This is a genomic window from Bacillus sp. DE0042, assembly GCF_007680225.1.
GTDB lineage: Bacteria > Bacillota > Bacilli > Bacillales > Bacillaceae_G > Bacillus_A > Bacillus_A wiedmannii.
The window spans coordinates 1-17957 of sequence record NZ_VEJP01000004.1 but is presented as its reverse complement, the minus strand read 5'-3'; the positions used below and the strand labels follow the sequence as shown (position 1 = coordinate 17957).

General features: G+C 30.5%; 8 protein-coding genes. 7 read left to right on the top strand and 1 reads right to left on the bottom strand.

Annotation, left to right across the window (positions count from 1 at the left end):
- Positions 1 to 121: 121 nt before the first annotated feature.
- From FS802_RS16510 to FS802_RS16485, 6 genes are all read left to right on the top strand, one after another.
- Positions 122 to 2416 carry an MMPL family transporter gene (locus tag FS802_RS16510; RefSeq protein ID WP_144525182.1) on the top strand — a complete coding sequence of 765 codons (2295 nt, stop codon included), beginning with the start codon at positions 122 to 124 and terminating at the stop codon, positions 2414 to 2416.
- A 115-nt stretch (positions 2417 to 2531) separates the two neighbouring features.
- Positions 2532 to 3257, top strand: coding sequence for a thioesterase II family protein (locus FS802_RS16505; RefSeq protein WP_098655100.1), 726 nt, complete (start codon positions 2532 to 2534; stop codon positions 3255 to 3257).
- A gap of 92 nt (positions 3258 to 3349) precedes the next feature.
- On the top strand, positions 3350 to 5983 hold the full coding sequence (locus FS802_RS16500; protein WP_144525180.1) for a non-ribosomal peptide synthetase: 2634 nt from the start codon (positions 3350 to 3352) through the stop codon (positions 5981 to 5983).
- 1 nt (position 5984) lies between these two features.
- Positions 5985 to 7292 (top strand): ACP S-malonyltransferase, encoded by a 1308-nt coding sequence (fabD, locus tag FS802_RS16495; RefSeq protein ID WP_144525178.1) that lies wholly within the window; start codon positions 5985 to 5987, stop codon positions 7290 to 7292.
- Positions 7293 to 7310: 18 nt separating this feature from the next.
- Entirely contained in the window at positions 7311 to 14327 is a 7017-nt protein-coding gene (locus tag FS802_RS16490) for an HAD-IIIC family phosphatase (RefSeq protein WP_098707449.1), read from the top strand.
- 159 nt (positions 14328 to 14486) lie between these two features.
- Positions 14487 to 15455 carry a ketopantoate reductase family protein gene (locus FS802_RS16485; protein ID WP_098655104.1) on the top strand — a complete coding sequence of 323 codons (969 nt, stop codon included), beginning with the start codon at positions 14487 to 14489 and terminating at the stop codon, positions 15453 to 15455.
- A gap of 96 nt (positions 15456 to 15551) precedes the next feature.
- Here the strand turns inward: FS802_RS16485 and FS802_RS16480 are convergent, their stop codons facing one another.
- Positions 15552 to 16874, bottom strand: coding sequence for a hypothetical protein (locus FS802_RS16480; protein WP_098655105.1), 1323 nt, complete (start codon positions 16872 to 16874; stop codon positions 15552 to 15554).
- A gap of 685 nt (positions 16875 to 17559) precedes the next feature.
- On the opposite strand from FS802_RS16480, the gene FS802_RS16475 reads away from it, so the two are divergent.
- Positions 17560 to 17957: metallophosphoesterase (locus tag FS802_RS16475; protein ID WP_186367215.1), on the top strand; the 398-nt coding region annotated here is incomplete at its 3' end.

Genomic DNA, 17957 nt, shown 5'->3' with positions numbered 1-17957 from the left:
CTATTCAACTTAACATACATTTATTTATAAAAATATAAGGATTATTTCATTTATAGAGGGGATACAATTATATAGGTTAAGTTTTTTGGTTATAAGCTAATTTTGTTTAGGAGGAGATTTTTTGGCACAATGGCTAAGTAAATTAGGTATGTTTATTTTTCGAACCCGATGGATAACTATATTGACCTGGGGAGTAATTTTAATTATTGCTGGTATAACTGGAGGTGATACTTCTCAAAAATTAACTGGTGGAGGTGGAGATGTACCGGGCTCGGAATCAGTAAAGGTAAAAGAGATATTTTCACAGGAATTTGAAAAAAGAGGAAGCCCTTCTCTTCTATTAGTTGTGAAAGATCAAGAAAATAAGGTTAATTCATCTATATATACGGATAAATTAAGGGAGGTTTTAAAAAAGCTAGAACAGGAAAAGGAAGTCAAATCAATTACTAGTATGTTAGATGCAGATGATAAAACAAAACAAAGTATGATTGGGAGCGATGAAAAAACCACAATTTCATATGTTGAATTAAATATAGATGAAAATAAAGCAGTTAAAGTCTTACCAGAAATTCAGGAGAGATTTAACAAAAATGTTCAAAATCTGGATATTGATGCACATTTAGTAGGTTCTGCTGCAGTAATGGGAGATATGGCTACTTTTAGTCAATCTGGACTTGTGAAAGCTGAAATGATTGTACTTCCCCTTATATTTATAATTCTATTTCTCATTTTTCGGAGTTTGGTGGCAACTTTAATTCCGTTTATAATAACAATTCTCGCTATTACAGGGGCAACTGGAATTATTGGCATAGCGGCTTCTTATATGGAAATGTCGGTTTTCGTTATGAACGCTACTATGATGCTGGGTCTAGGTGTTGGGGTGGATTACTCATTATTTATGGTTAATCGCTTTCGAATAGAATTAGAAAAAGAAAAAGATGTTAAAAAAGCATTGAAGGTAACCATGCATACAGCAGGTCATTCCGTAATTTTTTCGGGTCTTACTGTGATTGGTGCAATGTCTATATTATTTATTGTTAATATTCCTGCTATTAAATCACTTGCATTTGGAGCAATTGCTGTAGTATTCGTTGCTATGTTGGCGACTTTAACCTTATTGCCAGCAATATTATTACTACTAGGAGAACGTATTAATTGGGGAACGTTAAAGTGGTTTTCAAAAAGAAATAATAAGAATTCAAGTGGCTGGATAAAGTGGTCAAAACTAGTGATGAAACGACCTGTTATATTTCTTATGGCTTCATTAATTTTATTAATTTCATTAGCAATACCATCTTATCAATTAAAATTATTCTCTCCAGATGTGACAATTTTACCTGAAGAATCAAATGTGAAAAAAGGTTTTAAACTTTTACAAGATACTTTTGGAAAAGGGAGATTGAGTCCGCATTATGTTGTACTAGAATCGGAGGAAGACGTTGTTAATAAAAATAATCTTCAATATCTTTCTGATCTGGTAGAGAAATTAAATAATATGGAACAAATTAAGGAAGTAACTACAGTTCTACCAGCTTTTGAAGGTGTTCCAACTGAGAAGATACCACAAATGCTATCATCTAGTGAGTTGCCTAAAAATGCGAAGGAAGTAATTAATAACTTTATAAGTAAAGATAGGAAATACATGGTTGTTGAATTTATTACTCAAGAAACTGCGGCTTCTAAAGAGACGCGGGATTTAATTGAGAATTTAAGAGAAGATATTAAGTCAAAAATGAACATACCAAAAGAATTAAAGGTTTATGTTGGTGGTGAGACAGCAATAAGTTTGGATCATAATAATGAAATATTCACCAGCCTTTTACCATCAATCTTATTAATGTTGGGTCTTATTTATATAGTACTTTTAATTACTTTTAAGAGTATTCTTCTTCCACTAAAAGCAATATTATTAAATTTAATATCTATAGGAGCTACATACGGAATATTAATTTTAATATTTATAAAGGGTTATGGAGCAGATTTGTTAGGGATTGAAGTAGCCGATAGCATTGTAAGTTTTGTACCGGTGCTATTATTAGCCTTGCTATTTGGATTAAGTACAGATTATGAAGTGTTTTTAATGAGTAGGGTACAAGAAGAATATAGAAAAACAAATAATAACGAACAAAGCATTGCTATAGGTTTGCAAGAAACAGGGCCGTTAATTTCTGGTGCTGCGCTACTAATGATTGCTGTCTTTACGGGTTTTGCGTTTTCAGGAATGTTGCCTATTCAAGTTTTGGGTATAGGATTAGCAGTTGGTATATTCCTAGATGCAACGATAGTTAGATTGGTCTTAGTTCCGGTTTCAATGGTCTTACTAGGAAAGTGGAATTGGTGGTTACCATCTTTTTCTAATAAAGTATCTAAAAAAGAGAAAGATCTAAATAAAAATAAAAATAGAAATATAATGTAATAAATTAGAATGGTGAAATAAATAGCTGATCTCAAATTATTAATAGAATGCAGGGGGAAAATAGCTGGATGGTAATGATTAACTTTAGGGTGCTAGATTAAAAAGGAGAATTAATATGGAGAAGGTTACATTGTTTTGTCTTCCAAATGCTGGTGGTTCTGCGGTCATGTATCTTAAATGGAAAAAATATCTTAGTCCATACATCGAAATTTATCCTATAGAAATTGCGGGAAGGGGAAAAAGAGTAGATGAGCCTTTATTTACTAATGTAGATGAAATTGTAAGTGATATATATGGATTGATAAAGAGCCAAGTAGATAAACAGCCTTATGCTATTTTTGGATACAGTATGGGAAGTTTAGTAGGATTTGAATTGTGTCAAAAGTTGAAACGCAATGGTCATAAAGAGCCCGTACATTTTTTTACAGCATCTTTAGAGGCGCCACAATTTGTTGCTAAGAAGAAAAGTATTTATAATTTGCCAATGGAAGAGTTTAAACGAGAAGTTTTAAAGTTTAATGGAATTCCTCAAGAAATAGCTAATGATATTTCTTTATTGAATTATTTTCTTTCAATCTTAAAATCTGATTTTAAGGCCATGGATACGTATGAATATTCAAATGAAACTATGTTGATGGAAACGAACATAACCATACTTTGTGGAGAGGAAGATAATTTTTCTTTGGATAATGTGTATGGATGGAAAAAACTTACTATAGGAGAGTCCATAGTACATAAGTTCTCAGGAGGTCACTTTTTTATTAATAATAACCTAATTGAGGTTATAGAAAAAGTAAACCAAGCAATAGAAAGGGGTGAATTGGGTAATGTACATAATTAATTCTCCAATTGCGAGTAAAGATAGAATTGACTGTTAAGTACTATTTAATGGTTTTGAATTCTAACTATTAATTGCAAATTTAGGAGGAAAAAATGAATAAAGAGTTAAATTTCAAATCGTTGGTCGATATTCTGAAAAAAAATGGTAAACAGAATCATAATGGGATTGGCTTTATAAATGGCAATAATAGCGAAAAACTTTTGACGTACCGAGATTTATATTTAAATTCGCTTTGTATATTAAATACCCTACAGAAATCTGGAATTAGAAAAGGTGATGAATTAATATTACAGGTTGAGGATAATGAAGATTTTATACTTATTTTTTGGGCATGTTTGTTAGGAGGGATTATACCAGTACCGGTTACTATAGGAAATAACAATGAACATAAATTGAAGATTTTTAAAATTTGGAACAAATTAAATAATCCTTATATAATTTCTAGCCAGAAAGTAATTGTAGGATTGGAGCAATATGCAAACAAAAATAATTTGAATCTTATTAAAGAGGTTTTAGATAAATCAGTTCTTACAGATGATAATTTAATATCTTCTTCACCAGGTATAGAGTTCACTCCTACACCACAAGATATAGCGTTTATTCAATATTCATCAGGTTCGACAGGAGATCCTAAAGGGGTTATTTTAACTCACGAAAATTTATTAACAAATATTTCTCAAATGATTAATGGTTCAAATATGACTGATAAAGAAACATTTCTTAGTTGGATGCCATTGACACATGATATGGGTATTATTGGCATGCATCTTGTTCCTTTTGCTTTGAATGCTATCCATTATTTTATTCCTACTACTCTGTTTATTAGAAGACCTACTTTATGGTTTATTAAGATTAATGAGCATAAAGTGACAATCACTTCGTCTCCTAACTTTGGGTATAGTTATTTCTTAATGCATTATAAGCCTGAAATAGCAAGTGATTGGGATTTATCACATGTGCGACTTATCTTTAATGGAGCAGAGCCGATTTCCTCAGATTTGTGTAATCAATTTTTAAAAGAATTATCAAAGTATGGACTAAAGAAAACCACCATTTTTCCAGTTTATGGGCTTGCGGAGGCTTCTTTAGGAGCAGCATTTCCAAATTTAAATGAAGAATTTATTACAGTTCGACTAGATCGGAGTTCTTTAAAAATTGGTCAGAAAGTAAGAAGTAGTGAATCAAATGACTGTGTAAGCTTTGTTGATGTAGGTTATCCTCTTGAAGGGATTGAAATGAGAATATGTAATGAAAAAGATGAAACATTAGAGGATTGTACAATTGGGTACATACAAATAAAAGGTAAAAATGTTACCAGTGGTTATTACAATGAAAGGAAAAAATCAGAAGAGACAATTCGAGCAGGTTGGTTAAATACAGGAGATTTAGGCTTTATGAATAATGGACGTTTGGTGATTACCGGTAGGGGAAAAGATATTATCTTTGTTAACGGACAAAACTTTTATCCTCATGATATAGAGAGGGTTGCAGAAGGACTAGAGGATATCAAATTAGGATACATTGTAGCTTGTGGAGTAGTAAATCCGAAGGAACAAAGTGATAAGACTCTACTATTTGTTTTATACAAAAAAGATTTAAAAAACTTTATTCATTTAAGTAAAAAATTAAAAAAATATATTAGTGAACAGATGGGGTTAGATGTTTATAAGGTAATTCCAGTGAAAAAAATACCTAAAACAACGAGTGGGAAATTTGAAAGGTATAAATTAGGAAAGATGTATTTGGACGGAGAATTCACTAGCGTACTAAATGAGCTAAATGATCTTGAGAAATCACAGTTTACCAATGTGTATAATGATGAATTGGATGCTACTACCTACGAAGCAAAGAATTATATTGTACCAAATAGTGAGATTCAAGAAAAATTAGTAACCATTGTAAAGAAAGTTTTCAAGGTTGAAAGAATTGGTATTAATGAAAACTTCTTTGATTTGGGAGGTAATTCATTATTATTGGTACAAATGCATGAAAAAATTGAACAATTATATCCAGGAAAAGTAACTATCACTGACCTTTTTTCTTATCCTACAATTTCCAAAATGGCGGAATATATTGAAAACAGCGATGGTGACTATAAAACCATTGAGCTAACTCCTATAAAATTTCCTGCTATCTTTTTTAGTCCTGAAAAGAATAGGGAAGAAGGAGCAGTATTCAAATATAAATTAAATGAATCTATTACAAATTCTATTCAGAATATGTGTACCGATTATAAGATAGGAACGAATGAATTTCTATTAACGACTTTTCTAATTCTATTAGATAAGGTATCAATAAATGAAAAAATTACAATTCAAACAATAATCGAAAATGAAAATGTAGCTCAACAACTTGATATATCTGTAGATAAAAATAAGGATATGTTAAATGTATTAAAACTTATAAATCAAAAAGAAAGAAATATACAGTTGCTGCAAACCTATAGCGTTAAAGATATTTTAGAAAGAAAAGTGAATAAAGGAAAAGAAGAAGTTATTCCACTATTTTACGCTAACAGTAAAGTATCATCAAAATTTAGATTGTTAAATGTGTATGATTTTATATTGTGTAGTAACAATAATCAAAATGAGATAGATTTGGATTTTCAGTACGACTGTAAAAGATTAAACAAAGATAATATGAAGAAACTCTTTAATAATTATATTAGATTAGTTGAAATTTTTGTGAACCACTATATTGAAGAAACAAAAGGAGTGCTAATTTAAGATGAAAAAAATAGCATTGTTATTTCCTGGACAAGGATCTCAATTTGTAGGTATGAGTAAAAAATTGTACGAAGAATATGCTATAGTCAAAGATACTTTTGAAGAGGCCAATGATGCATTAGGTTTTGATATGACATCCATATGTTTTGAAGGGGATATTTTGAAATTAACTCAAACAGAAAATACTCAACCGGCATTACTTACGGCAAGTGTAGCAGCATTTCGAGTATATATTCAGGAATTTGGTATTAATCCGTCTATATTAGCAGGGCATAGTCTTGGAGAGTTTTCTGCGCTAACGTGTAGTAATACAATGCGATTTTCTGATGCGCTCAGGATAGTTAGAAAAAGAGGATTATTGATGAAACAAGCTGCAGAATTAGGGGAAGGTAAAATGGCAGCTATAAGTGGTATTGACGCTAAACTAATTAACGTGGAATGTCAAAAAATATCTACTGAAAAGGAACCGGTAGTTGTGGCCTGCTATAACTCACCGACTCAAAGTGTAATTTCAGGTCATGTACTTACTGTGGATAAACTTATTAATAGATTACAAAAATTAGGTGCCACTATATTTCCACTTAAGGTCAGTGCAGCTTTTCATAGTCCGATGATGAAACAAGCAGCTGAAGGTTTACGGAGAGAACTTCATAAGTACACATATAGTCATCCGAAATGGAAAGTCATTTCTAATGTAAACGCATTGCCTTATGAGGGACATGAACAACTTATTGAGAATTTAACTGCACAAATGACTAGTCCTGTTTTGTGGCATGATTCTGTAAAATATATAAAAAAACAAGAAGCGGAACTTGCAATTGAGATGGGCCCAAAAACAGTATTGAAAAATTTAATGAAAGAAAATTTGAAAGAATTAACAGTGTTCCAATTTGAGAGTAATAAGGATATCGAAAAACTAAAATCAGCATTAGCACCCACAGCCTATAATGAAAAAGAATTTGTTTATAACAATAGATTAGAAATAATTTCCAGCTGTATTAGAACCGCTATTTGTTCAAAAAACTTAAACTGGGATTTAGAAAGTTACAAAACAGGCGTAATTGAACCCTATAGAAATATAACAAATATGTATGAAGCACTGGAAATGAATAAGCAAATGCCTTCCGATGAACAGATTGTTTCCGCGTTCGAAATGCTCAATATGGTCTTAACTACTAAAAAAGTTAGGGAAGATCAGAAAGAACAATTATTTTTAGAATTACTTGAACAAACAGGGGCACATTTAATTATACCGGAATTAACTCAATACCAAGTGATCAAGCAAAAAGAAGAATTAGTTACTTTATAACCAGGGAGGAAAAAATAAATGTTGAAATTAGATGAAATTAAATTAGAAGAATTTTCATCATTAGATTTTTCTGAAATTAAAGAAGTGTCGGAAAAAGATGTAGCGATAATTGGGATATCAGTGAATTTACCTAATGCTAAAGATATAGAAGAATTTTGGAGAAATATTAGAAACAGTTTCGATTGTATCGGGGATTTTCCAGAGAAAAGAAAAACGGATTCTATTTCATGCTTAAAATCAATAGGTATAGAAGAAAAAAATATTAAATTCGGAAAAGGTGCTTATTTAACAGAGGTAGACAAATTTGACTATAACTTTTTTCAAATATCTCCTAAAGAAGCTAGTTTGATGCATCCTAACCAAAGATTATTTTTACAAAATGTATGGCAGGCCATTGAAGATGCAGGTTATGGGGGGGAGAAAATAAGAGGAACTAATACCGGCTTATATTTGGGGCACAACACAGCACCTTTTATAGACACTTATTATGATTATTCGAGGTTTATAGCTGAACATGACACATCACTAGTTTCTATGGCTATACCTGGAAACCTAAATTCAATGATTGCAAGTAGAATTTCTTATATTTTAGATTTAAAAGGTCCAAGTATGTTGATAGATACAGCGTGTTCTTCTTCTCTTGTTGCTATACATACTGCTTGTCGAAATATTCGAAATGGCGAATGTGATATGGCGATTGCTGGGAGTGTAAAAATAAATTTATTTCCTTTAGAAAATGAAGATTATAAATTAGGTATAGAAGCATCGGATGGAAGAGCAAAAACTTTTGATGAAAGTTCTGATGGTACAGGGAGAGGCGAGGGAGTAGCAGCAGTAGTACTAAAACCTTTAAGTAATGCTCTTAAAGATGGTGATAATATATATGCTGTAATAAAAGGAAGTGCAGTTAATCAGGACGGAAGTTCTGCAGGAATAACAGCCCCTAATGCTTTAAGACAAGAAGAAGTTATATTAAAGGCATGGGAAGATGCTGGTATCAATCCAGAAACAATTGCATATATAGAAAGTCATGGAACAGGTACAAAATTAGGTGATCCAATAGAAATTGCTGGAATAACTCGAGCATTTAATAAATATACAGATAGAAAACAATTTTGTGCTGTGGGTTCTGTAAAAACAAATATAGGTCACCTAGATGCTGGCGCTGGAATAGTTGGATTAATAAAAGCTGCCCTTGCATTAAAGTATAAAGAATTACCACCTACAGTCCATTTTAAGTACCCAAATAAAAAAATTGATTTTGAAAATTCACCTGTATATGTAAATAACATATTAAGAAAATGGGAGTATGAAGGATATCCTAGGAGAAGTGGAGTTAGTTCTTTTGGATTAAGCGGTACAAATTGTCACGTTATTTTAGAAGAAGCACCAAAATTAGATGATGACTGTAAGTTGAGCGGTAATGAAAAACAAATACTAACAATGTCTGCTAAAAGTAAAGAATCATTGCAAGAATTAATAAGTCAGTATGAAAATTTTATTGGGGAAGAGAAAGACTCTAATTTTACTAATATATGTTATACGGCCAATACTGGAAGAGAACACTTTAATTATAGGGTAGCAATGATAGTAAATAATATAGACGATCTAAGGGATAAAATACAATATCTTAAAAAGTTTGGTCTAATAAATAATGCGGATAAACAAATTTACTTTAATAGTTTCAAGGTTGTAGTAGATTCTACTGATAAAAATAGTGATGAGTATGAAATTACGGAAGAAGGAATTCGATTATTAAGTAATGCTGTTAATCAAAAGGTTCAGGAGTTTTCATTTAATAATATAGCAAATGAAGAGCTGTTAGAAAGTATATGCATGTCCTATATTAAAGGAGCTAAAGTTGAGTGGGATACATGGTATAGAGATTCCAATATTCAAAAAGTATCAATTCCAGTATATCAATTTAATGGAAAACGCTGTTGGCTTGAAGCGAATGAAAATAAAAAAAATTCGGATAGTTACAATGGGAAAATAGATAATTATAAAACCAATGTAAAACTCCTAGGTAGGGAGAATGGGACTTATACTGAAATTGAAATAAGAATAGCTCAGATATGGGGCGAATTTTTAGGTTTTGATGAGATAGACGTTGAAGAAAATTTCTTCACATTAGGTGGAGATTCAATAATAGCTACTAAAATCGTAAATGTAGCTAGTGATATCTTTGGAGATAAAATAGAGGTAACTAGCTTATTAAGAAATCCAACTATTAAAAGATTTGCTGGATCAATAAATGGGGATAAATTGATGGATAAATCGAGCCTTGCTACAGACCTTACTATAAGACCTGTAGAACAAGAAGATTACTATCCAGCATCATTAGTACAAAAACAGGTTTTTGCTCAATCACAATTTAAGCAAATGGGTACCGCGTTAAATACACCTATTCTACTTATGTTTAAAGGGACTCTAGATAAGCAGCGAGTTAAGGAGGTATTTACCCAACTTATTATGAGGCATGAGGCTCTAAGAACAAGTTTTACATTTTCAGATAGGGACCTAGTTCAAAAAATTCATAATCAAGTGGATTGGAACTTAGAAACAGTAGCGGTTTCTGAATCAGAGCTGGATCAAGTTATAAACAAGCATATTAAACTATTTAATTTAAATCAAGCGCCATTAGCAAGAGTAGTACTTTTTACTGTTTCTGATCAAAGAGATGTTTTATTTATTGATTTACATCATATTATATCTGATGGTGTATCTTTTGATATCCTAGTTAAGGATTTTATGTATCTATATGAAGGGGTACAATTGCCAGATTTAGATATTCAATATAAGGATTTTACTATTTGGCAAGAGGAATTCAAAAAGACTCCACAAATGGAAAAGCAAATGCTTTATTGGCAGGGAGTCTTAAAAGAAAACATACCAGAGCTTAAATTACCTTTAGATTATGAGAGAAGCAAAAGTCGTAGTTTTGAAGGAAATACTATTCAGTTTAATATTTCGAGTAATATAGTAAGGAAATTAACGGAGTTGGCAAAAGAAACTAATGTAACCTTAAACACGTTACTTTTTGGGGCATACACTCTTCTTCTTAATAAGTATACTGAACAAAGAGATATTGTGATAGGAACAGTGGTGTCTGGTAGAACACATGTGCAAACGGATAATATTATAGGTGCTTTTGTTAATTTATTACCGATTAGAAATGTAATTAATCCTAATGATAAAATTAAAAGTTTTATTCAGGAATGTAATGATGTACTTTTGAATGCTTATGAAAATCAAGATTATCATTATACAAGTATGATAGAAGAATGCGGTATTAAAATTGATAGAACAAGAAATCCAATTTTTGATACAGCATTATTATTTCATAATGAGTATGACTCTAATACTAAATTAAAAGTGTCAAATGTGCCATTTTCTGTGAAGGCATTGCCGACAAATCAGTCACAATTAGATATAAAATTAGATATTTTTATTAGTGAATTGAATGAATTAAATTGTATGCTCGAGTATAAATTAGATTTATTTAAGGAAGAGACTATAAATGATTTTATAAAAATTTTCAAGGCGATTTTAGAAAAATTAATAAGTAATTCGAGTTCTGAAATAAAAGATCTTTTTGTATCAATAGACAAGGATGAAGAACAGAGTAGATTAAAAAATGAAGAAGTTTCAAAAGGTACAATTGCACAATCTAAATTAGATTTAGCAATAAGTGCTACTTTTACTGCTGAACCTATTCTAGATTACATAAATTGGTGGGGGAGTGAATTTGGCATGGATATAGATGTTAAATTCGCTCCATATAATCAAGTGTTTATGGAATTGCTTGATCCAGCGAGTTTAATTTCATCCAATACAGGTGCTAATTTGCTTCTAGTTAGGTTTGAAGATTGGATTCGTAATGAAACTTTAGAGAATGATGCCTCAATCTTAGCAAACTTAGACAAGAATTATACAGAATTGGTATCTATTTTGAAAGACAAGCAAAAAAATGTTCCATTCTTTGTAGGAGTTTTTCCAATCTCAACTCACTTGAATTTAAGTCAAAAGATTGCTGAACGTATTAAAGACTTGAATTTAGAGTGGGTAAAAGAGTTAGAGGCGATGGAAAACGTTCATATTCTAGACTTTAGAAAAGCAATTGATGAATATGATGTAACTGAGGTTTTCGATAAATTAAAAGACTCAGAAGGTCATATTCCTTTTACAGATGAGTATTATGCTGCGTTAGGAGCAACAGTTGTTCGGAAATTACACTCTTGGAAAAATCAGGGGTTTAAAGTAGTTGTATTAGATTGTGATAATACTCTGTGGAAAGGTGTTTGCGGTGAAGATGGTGCCTTGGGTGTAGAAGTAGATGAGCACTTTAAAAAGCTTCAAGAATTTATGCTCGAAAAGTATGATGAGGGAATGCTACTCACACTTTGTAGTAAGAATAATGAAAGTGATGTTTGGGAAGTCTTTAATGAGAACCCGAACATGGTTCTTAAGAAGGAGCATTTCGTTAGTCATAAAATAAATTGGTCCCCAAAATCTGAAAATATAATGGAATTAGCTCAGGAATTAAATTTAGGTTTGAGTAGTTTTATTTTTATTGATGATAATTTTGCTGAATGCTCAGAAGTTATGATGAATTGTCCAGAAGTCCTTACATTACATTTACCAAAAGATGCGAATCAGATGTCATCTTATCTCCAACATGTATGGGCTTTTGATAGATTTATAGTGACAGAAGAAGATAGAAAGCGGACATCAATGTATGTTTCTGAACAGAAGAGAAAAGAAATGCAAAAAAGTGTACAAACACTACCTAATTTCTTAAAAGGTTTAGAATTAAAAATGAGTATGAATAAGGTTGAGAAATCGCAAATAGCTAGGGTAGCACAGATAACTAAAAGAACAAATCAATTTAATTTAAGCACAAAGAGAATGTCAGAATCTGATATAGAAGGTTTTATGCAAAGTGATGATGTAATTTGTTGGACAATCGAAGTCTCGGATCGTTTTGGAGATTATGGTTTAGTAGGAGTAGTCATTACGAAAAAAGAAGAAAAGAGACTTTTTATTGATACTTTCCTATTAAGCTGTAGAGTACTTGGACGAACTGTTGAAGATGCTATATTGTATGGGCTGGCAGAATATTGTAAAGAAAATGATTTTGAGTTTTTAGAAGCTGAATTTTATCCAACAGAAAAGAATAAACCTTTCTTAAATTTCATTGAAAGATCAAATTGGGAAAAGGTAGAAACTTTTGAGGACTATACTATATATCGTATTCCTATAAAAACTATACAATCAATGGATATAATTGATTGTTATTATAATGATACGTATGAAAAGAAAGATACACCGCAAATTGAAAATAATAAAGAAGATTTAAATAAAACCATGATTAATGATGAGACTAAATCGATAAACAACTCATCAGGTCGAACTTGGAGTATCAATGTAACAAATAAAGAGAATTTATGGCATGAAAAATATTTACTTCCATTAGAAAAGCATTCAGCTCATTTATTTGTTGACATACCTAAAAAGGGGAATATTGATGGTAATAAAGATAATCGTGAATACATTGCACCACGAAATGAGGCTGAAAAACGAATTGCAGAGATATGGCAACAGGTTTTAGGAATAGAAAAAGTTAGTGTAACTGATAATTTCTTTGAGCTTGGAGGTACTTCTTTAGATGGTATTCAAGTAATTTCAAAGATCTCAATGGAATTCGAAGCTCAATTAAATGATATTTTTGAGTATGATACAATCGAGAGTTTTGCGAAAAATATACCATTTAATAAAGATTACCTATTATCGCTATTTGATAAGAAGGAATCTATTGCTAAATCAAAAAATGAAGATGATTTCGAAACAGATGCTGGAGTTCAATCGAAATTGAAAGAGTATCATAATAAAGTTTCTGAGTATAATGATATAAACTTATCAAATATTAAAGAATATAAAAATATATTATTGACCGGCGTTACAGGTTATTTAGGTGCACATATGTTATATGATATGTTAAAAGAAACTACGAGTAACATTCACGTAATAGTTAGGGGTAAAAATACTCAGGACTCTCAAAAGAGATTAATGAGAAAATTAGAATTCTATTTCAATGATTCTTTTTATGAGCAATATAAGGAAAGAATATTTATTTATAGTGGAGATTTATCGCAAGAGAATTTTGGATTATCAAAAGACTCATATGAAGAATTAGCAAAAATAATAGATTGTGTCATGAATTCAGCTGCTAATGTAAGTCATTATGGAAAGTTTGAAGAATCCTATGAAATTAATGTTAAAGGAACTGAACGGTTAATTAAATTTGCATTTAATTTTAAACAAAAAGATTTACATCATATTTCAACACCTTTAGTTGCATTCGGTAAAATTGAGGGTATAGATAACTTTTTATTTACTGAATTTGATCATTATGTGGGACAAGAAGATGAAAATATTTATTTTAGGACTAAATTAGAGGCTGAAAGATTAATTGTTTTAGCACGGGAAAAAGGATTAAACGCTACTATTTATAGAGTAGGAAACCTTAACTACAATACAAGTACTTTAAAGTTCCAAGAAAATATCGCTGACAATGCATTTTATTCTGTTGTTAAATCTTTTATCAAAGTGAATATGGTCCCTGCATTAGATGCAAAAGTCATTGATTTTTCATTTGTAAACTATGTAAGTAAGGCGATTATATTATTGTTTAATAGAGATGATTTAAGAAATGAAACACATCATGTCTACAATTATAATGGAATAAGTAGTCTTGAACTTGGCCAATTCTTACAAAGTGTTGGTTATGATAGCATTAATATCACTGATGTTAGTGAATTGTTTGCTAATTTCGAGAATCCAGAAATGCAAGAAAATATCATGAAAATTATTATACATGCAGGTCTGATGGGGAATCTTAGAGATACAGACTTCCATTTAGTATTCGATAAAACCAAACTAATATTGGATCGACTGGGTTTTTCATGGCCAAATATTGAAAGAAATCATGTGGAACAAATGTTAGAGTATGCTAAAGAAGTTCAATTTATTTAGAATTTAAAGTTATTGACGCCTTTAATAAACTGTAGCGGAAAGGTACTTATACCATATATTTATAGACCTTTCCGCGAAAGTTTGTTATGTAATATATAATATCTAAAATTAGTTACAATAAAATATATTAACACTACGTGATTAGAAAGAAGTGTATAAATGAAAATATTAATATTTGGTTCAGGCGTGATAGGAAGTGTTTATGGATACGTATTAACGAAAGCAGGATTTGATGTAACTCATTATGTTCGTCCAAAGAACGTAGAAAAATTAGAACAAGGCATTTTATTAAATCTGTTTGATGGTAGAGACAAAAAAAGAGTTGAAAATACAAGTGAAATTTATAAACTAAAGATAGTTGATGAATTGCCTTCATTTGATCAATTTGATTTAGTTTTAGTTAGTGTTAGACATTACCAATTAGAATCGGTTTTACCTTTAATTTCAAAGAAAATGGGAAAAGCAGATATATTATTTTTCAACCATTTGTGGGATGATTTTGCAAAAATTGATAGCTATATTCCACGTGAAAAATATTTGTGGGGATTTCCTAGTGCTGGTGGAGGTTTTTATAATACAGATAGTGTGATTTTAAATGGAGTAATAATGGATAAGGTCTTTCTAGGAGAAGTAGATGGACAGAAAACGCCACGTATTGAGAAAATTACAAAAATGTTTAATAAGGCTCGTATACAAACTGATATTCAAAATAATATGTTACACTGGCTTTGGAAACAATTTGCACTAAATGCTGGTATTAGTAGTATGACAGTCAAATCAGGAAGTGCTGTAAATTTTATGGATAATATACAGAATTTACAGCAAGGGGTACTCAATATACGTGAAGCTTTAGAAGTTTGTAAAGCTCGAGGAGTCAATATAAAAGAATTTACTGACGCAAAAATTTTCTTTTTACCATCTTGGCTAGCTGCTATGGGATTTTGGGTTGAAATGAAAAAAAATAGACCTCAAAGAAAGATTTTTGAACTATATAATGGAACGGAAGAAATGAAGAGAGTTTATTATGATATTTTAAATACAGGAATAAAGTTAGATATAAGTATACCTAAATTGAAAAGTATGAAAAACTATGTAGATCATATAGAAGAAACATTTATTCAAATATAATTAATTTTAGTGAAATGCAAATCAACTTTCTTAGAGATTAATTAAGTAAGTTGATTTGCATTTTTTTGAATTACTATAATATATATATATATTATTTTACAGTTGTAAAGAAAGTTCATTAGTTAATAAGTTGAAAAAATGAGTAATATCTTCTGTACTTGTTGTAGGTTCGTAATAGCTTACAGTCATTGTAAGTATATCATTATAACTTCCAAAGGCAAAAATAAAATTAGGAGGATATCCCGCTGGTGATACAATATATGCATCTTTAACAAGCGAATTTCCCATTTTTAAAGGATATTTAGCGATAATTCCCATATTAGAGAAAAGAGGAGATGATTTTTCGTTAGCTATCGCCTTTTTCGAGGAATTTTCTAAAAATAAAGAAACATTCTTATATCCCATTCCTCTCAATAGCTCCATAGCAATTGCATTATTTATACCAGGATTATTTTTCTTAAGGTTCTTCATCATGAGTGAAATTCGATTTAATGTGCCATCAAATGTCTCATTATTTATTTTCATTAATTTCATATTTATTTTCCCAGATAGATTACAAATAGATTGAGCCTTTTTTGTAGGCAGGTATCGGCGTAAATCAGCAGTCGTCGTAATCTCCATTGGTTCCAAATCATTAGTTTTAATAAGAACAAACAAGGCTCGATAAAAAGCGGTCATTATCAGATCATTAATTGTTGCATCTCTTTCTTTAGCATATAAATACAGTGACTTAAACTCTTTTTGATTTAATTTATGGACAGCTACTTTTAGAGATTGTTTTTTTACTTTATTATAGGGAAATGCCCATGTTGGTGCTGAGGCTTCCTGTTTAGGATTCCAATCCTGGCTTAAATTAGATATACCTAGATTTTTAAAAATTTTTTGAGTATCCATGTTTTCAAAGGCATTCGATACCGGATAATAATCCTTATTTTCTATAAGGTTATTATAAATTTCTGATAGTATATTTAAATAGTCTTTAATACCAGCTGCGTCAGTACAAGCATGATTGAAAACTAGACAAAGTATATCATTAGAATCTGTGCGAATTAATTTTGTTTGGAATTGCCGGTTATTTGGAAGAAAAGATGAAATAAGAAAATTTTTTAAAGAAGCTTGCTGATTTTGAGATTCTTCGAATAAACACCATTCCATAGCATCAATATTTATAAATCGTTTCCAAACAGGTTCTGAGTCTCTCTCTTCAAAGCTACAACCTAGGACTGGTACAGCATCAATAGAGATTCTAATAGCTTTTTTCATTAAATATAAATCTAAGTGACTTTCTAATTCTAATACTACTTTAATTAGAGTGTCTGAATTATAAAAACCCGCAATATGATTAGCCCAATCCTGGCCACTAGTTGGAAATTCATCTGGAATGTTAGTAAAATGTTTATTAATTGTTAATTCACTCATACATAAATTACCTCTTTCTCCTTTTTTACTATTATATACCAAAATATATTTAAATTATATATTTTTTAGAATATATGTAATTTATAAACAAATTTAAATTGTTATAGAATCAAAAAGATAAATATTAAAAGGAGCATTACTATCTATATTAGGGGAGTAAGTAAGTTTATAAGTTTTTTTGCTATTCCGAGAGTCCGATATACAACATAAGCGAAGAGTACCAATGTACTATTATGAGATTGTGATATGCTACAGCAAAAGTTACATTAATTGTATGGAAATATAGAAAATCGTTGATAAAAAAGTCACTCTATTTATCTAATTATTAAAAAAATATATCAATAATATATTTAAACAATATAAGCATTTTATGATGGAATTAAAGTCATTTAAAACAGCCGTTCTATATTAATTTGTGTTGAAGCTATGTATCTGTGAAAAAAAGAGAGATGGATTTAAGGAAACATCTTGTTGAAAATCAAAAGGGATATATGTACCAATTGTTTGGACTGGTATCATAAAATACAATTCTATTTGGGTTATAAGTACCTTACTCTCTTCTTGTTTTGTAACATAAATACCTCCAAAATTACTTTTTGTAGTTGAAGTTTTCCGAATAATAAGTTACATTTTTAAAGTTCAAGCAACTTTATGAAAGTACAAAAAGGGGAGAAATATTGTTATTATGCAAAAAATGAAATGGAAGAACTATTTATGTTATTTTGTTATTCTTATACTTTTTGGAACAGCAGTAACGGTCAAAACATCTATCTCAAAAGCTGAGGAATCTGATGTTAACATTACATTGTTAGGTACTGCAGATATTCATGGTAGATTTATGCCTTGGGATTATGCGCTTGATGGTGTAAATACGAGTGGAAGTTTAACACAGCTGTATACGGTTATAAAGAAAGTACGTCAAGAAAATCCAAATACCATATTAGTAGATGCTGGGGATACAATTCAAGGAAACTCAGTAGAGTTATTCAATGATCAGCCACAATCCCCAATGATGGTAGCGATGAATGCAATGGGATATGATGCTTGGGCATTTGGAAATCATGAATTTAACTTTGGATTAGA

Bases quoted from the DNA above. Each gene is read 5' to 3' on its own strand.
- FS802_RS16505 (WP_098655100.1), top strand. From the start codon at position 2,532: ATGGAGAAGGTTACATTGTTTTGTCTTCCAAATGCTGGTGGTTCTGCG.
- FS802_RS16500 (WP_144525180.1), top strand. From the start codon at position 3,350: ATGAATAAAGAGTTAAATTTCAAATCGTTGGTCGATATTCTGAAAAAA.
- fabD (WP_144525178.1), top strand. From the start codon at position 5,985: ATGAAAAAAATAGCATTGTTATTTCCTGGACAAGGATCTCAATTTGTA.
- FS802_RS16490 (WP_098707449.1), top strand. From the start codon at position 7,311: ATGTTGAAATTAGATGAAATTAAATTAGAAGAATTTTCATCATTAGAT.
- FS802_RS16485 (WP_098655104.1), top strand. From the start codon at position 14,487: ATGAAAATATTAATATTTGGTTCAGGCGTGATAGGAAGTGTTTATGGA.
- FS802_RS16480 (WP_098655105.1), bottom strand. From the start codon at position 16,874: ATGAGTGAATTAACAATTAATAAACATTTTACTAACATTCCAGATGAA.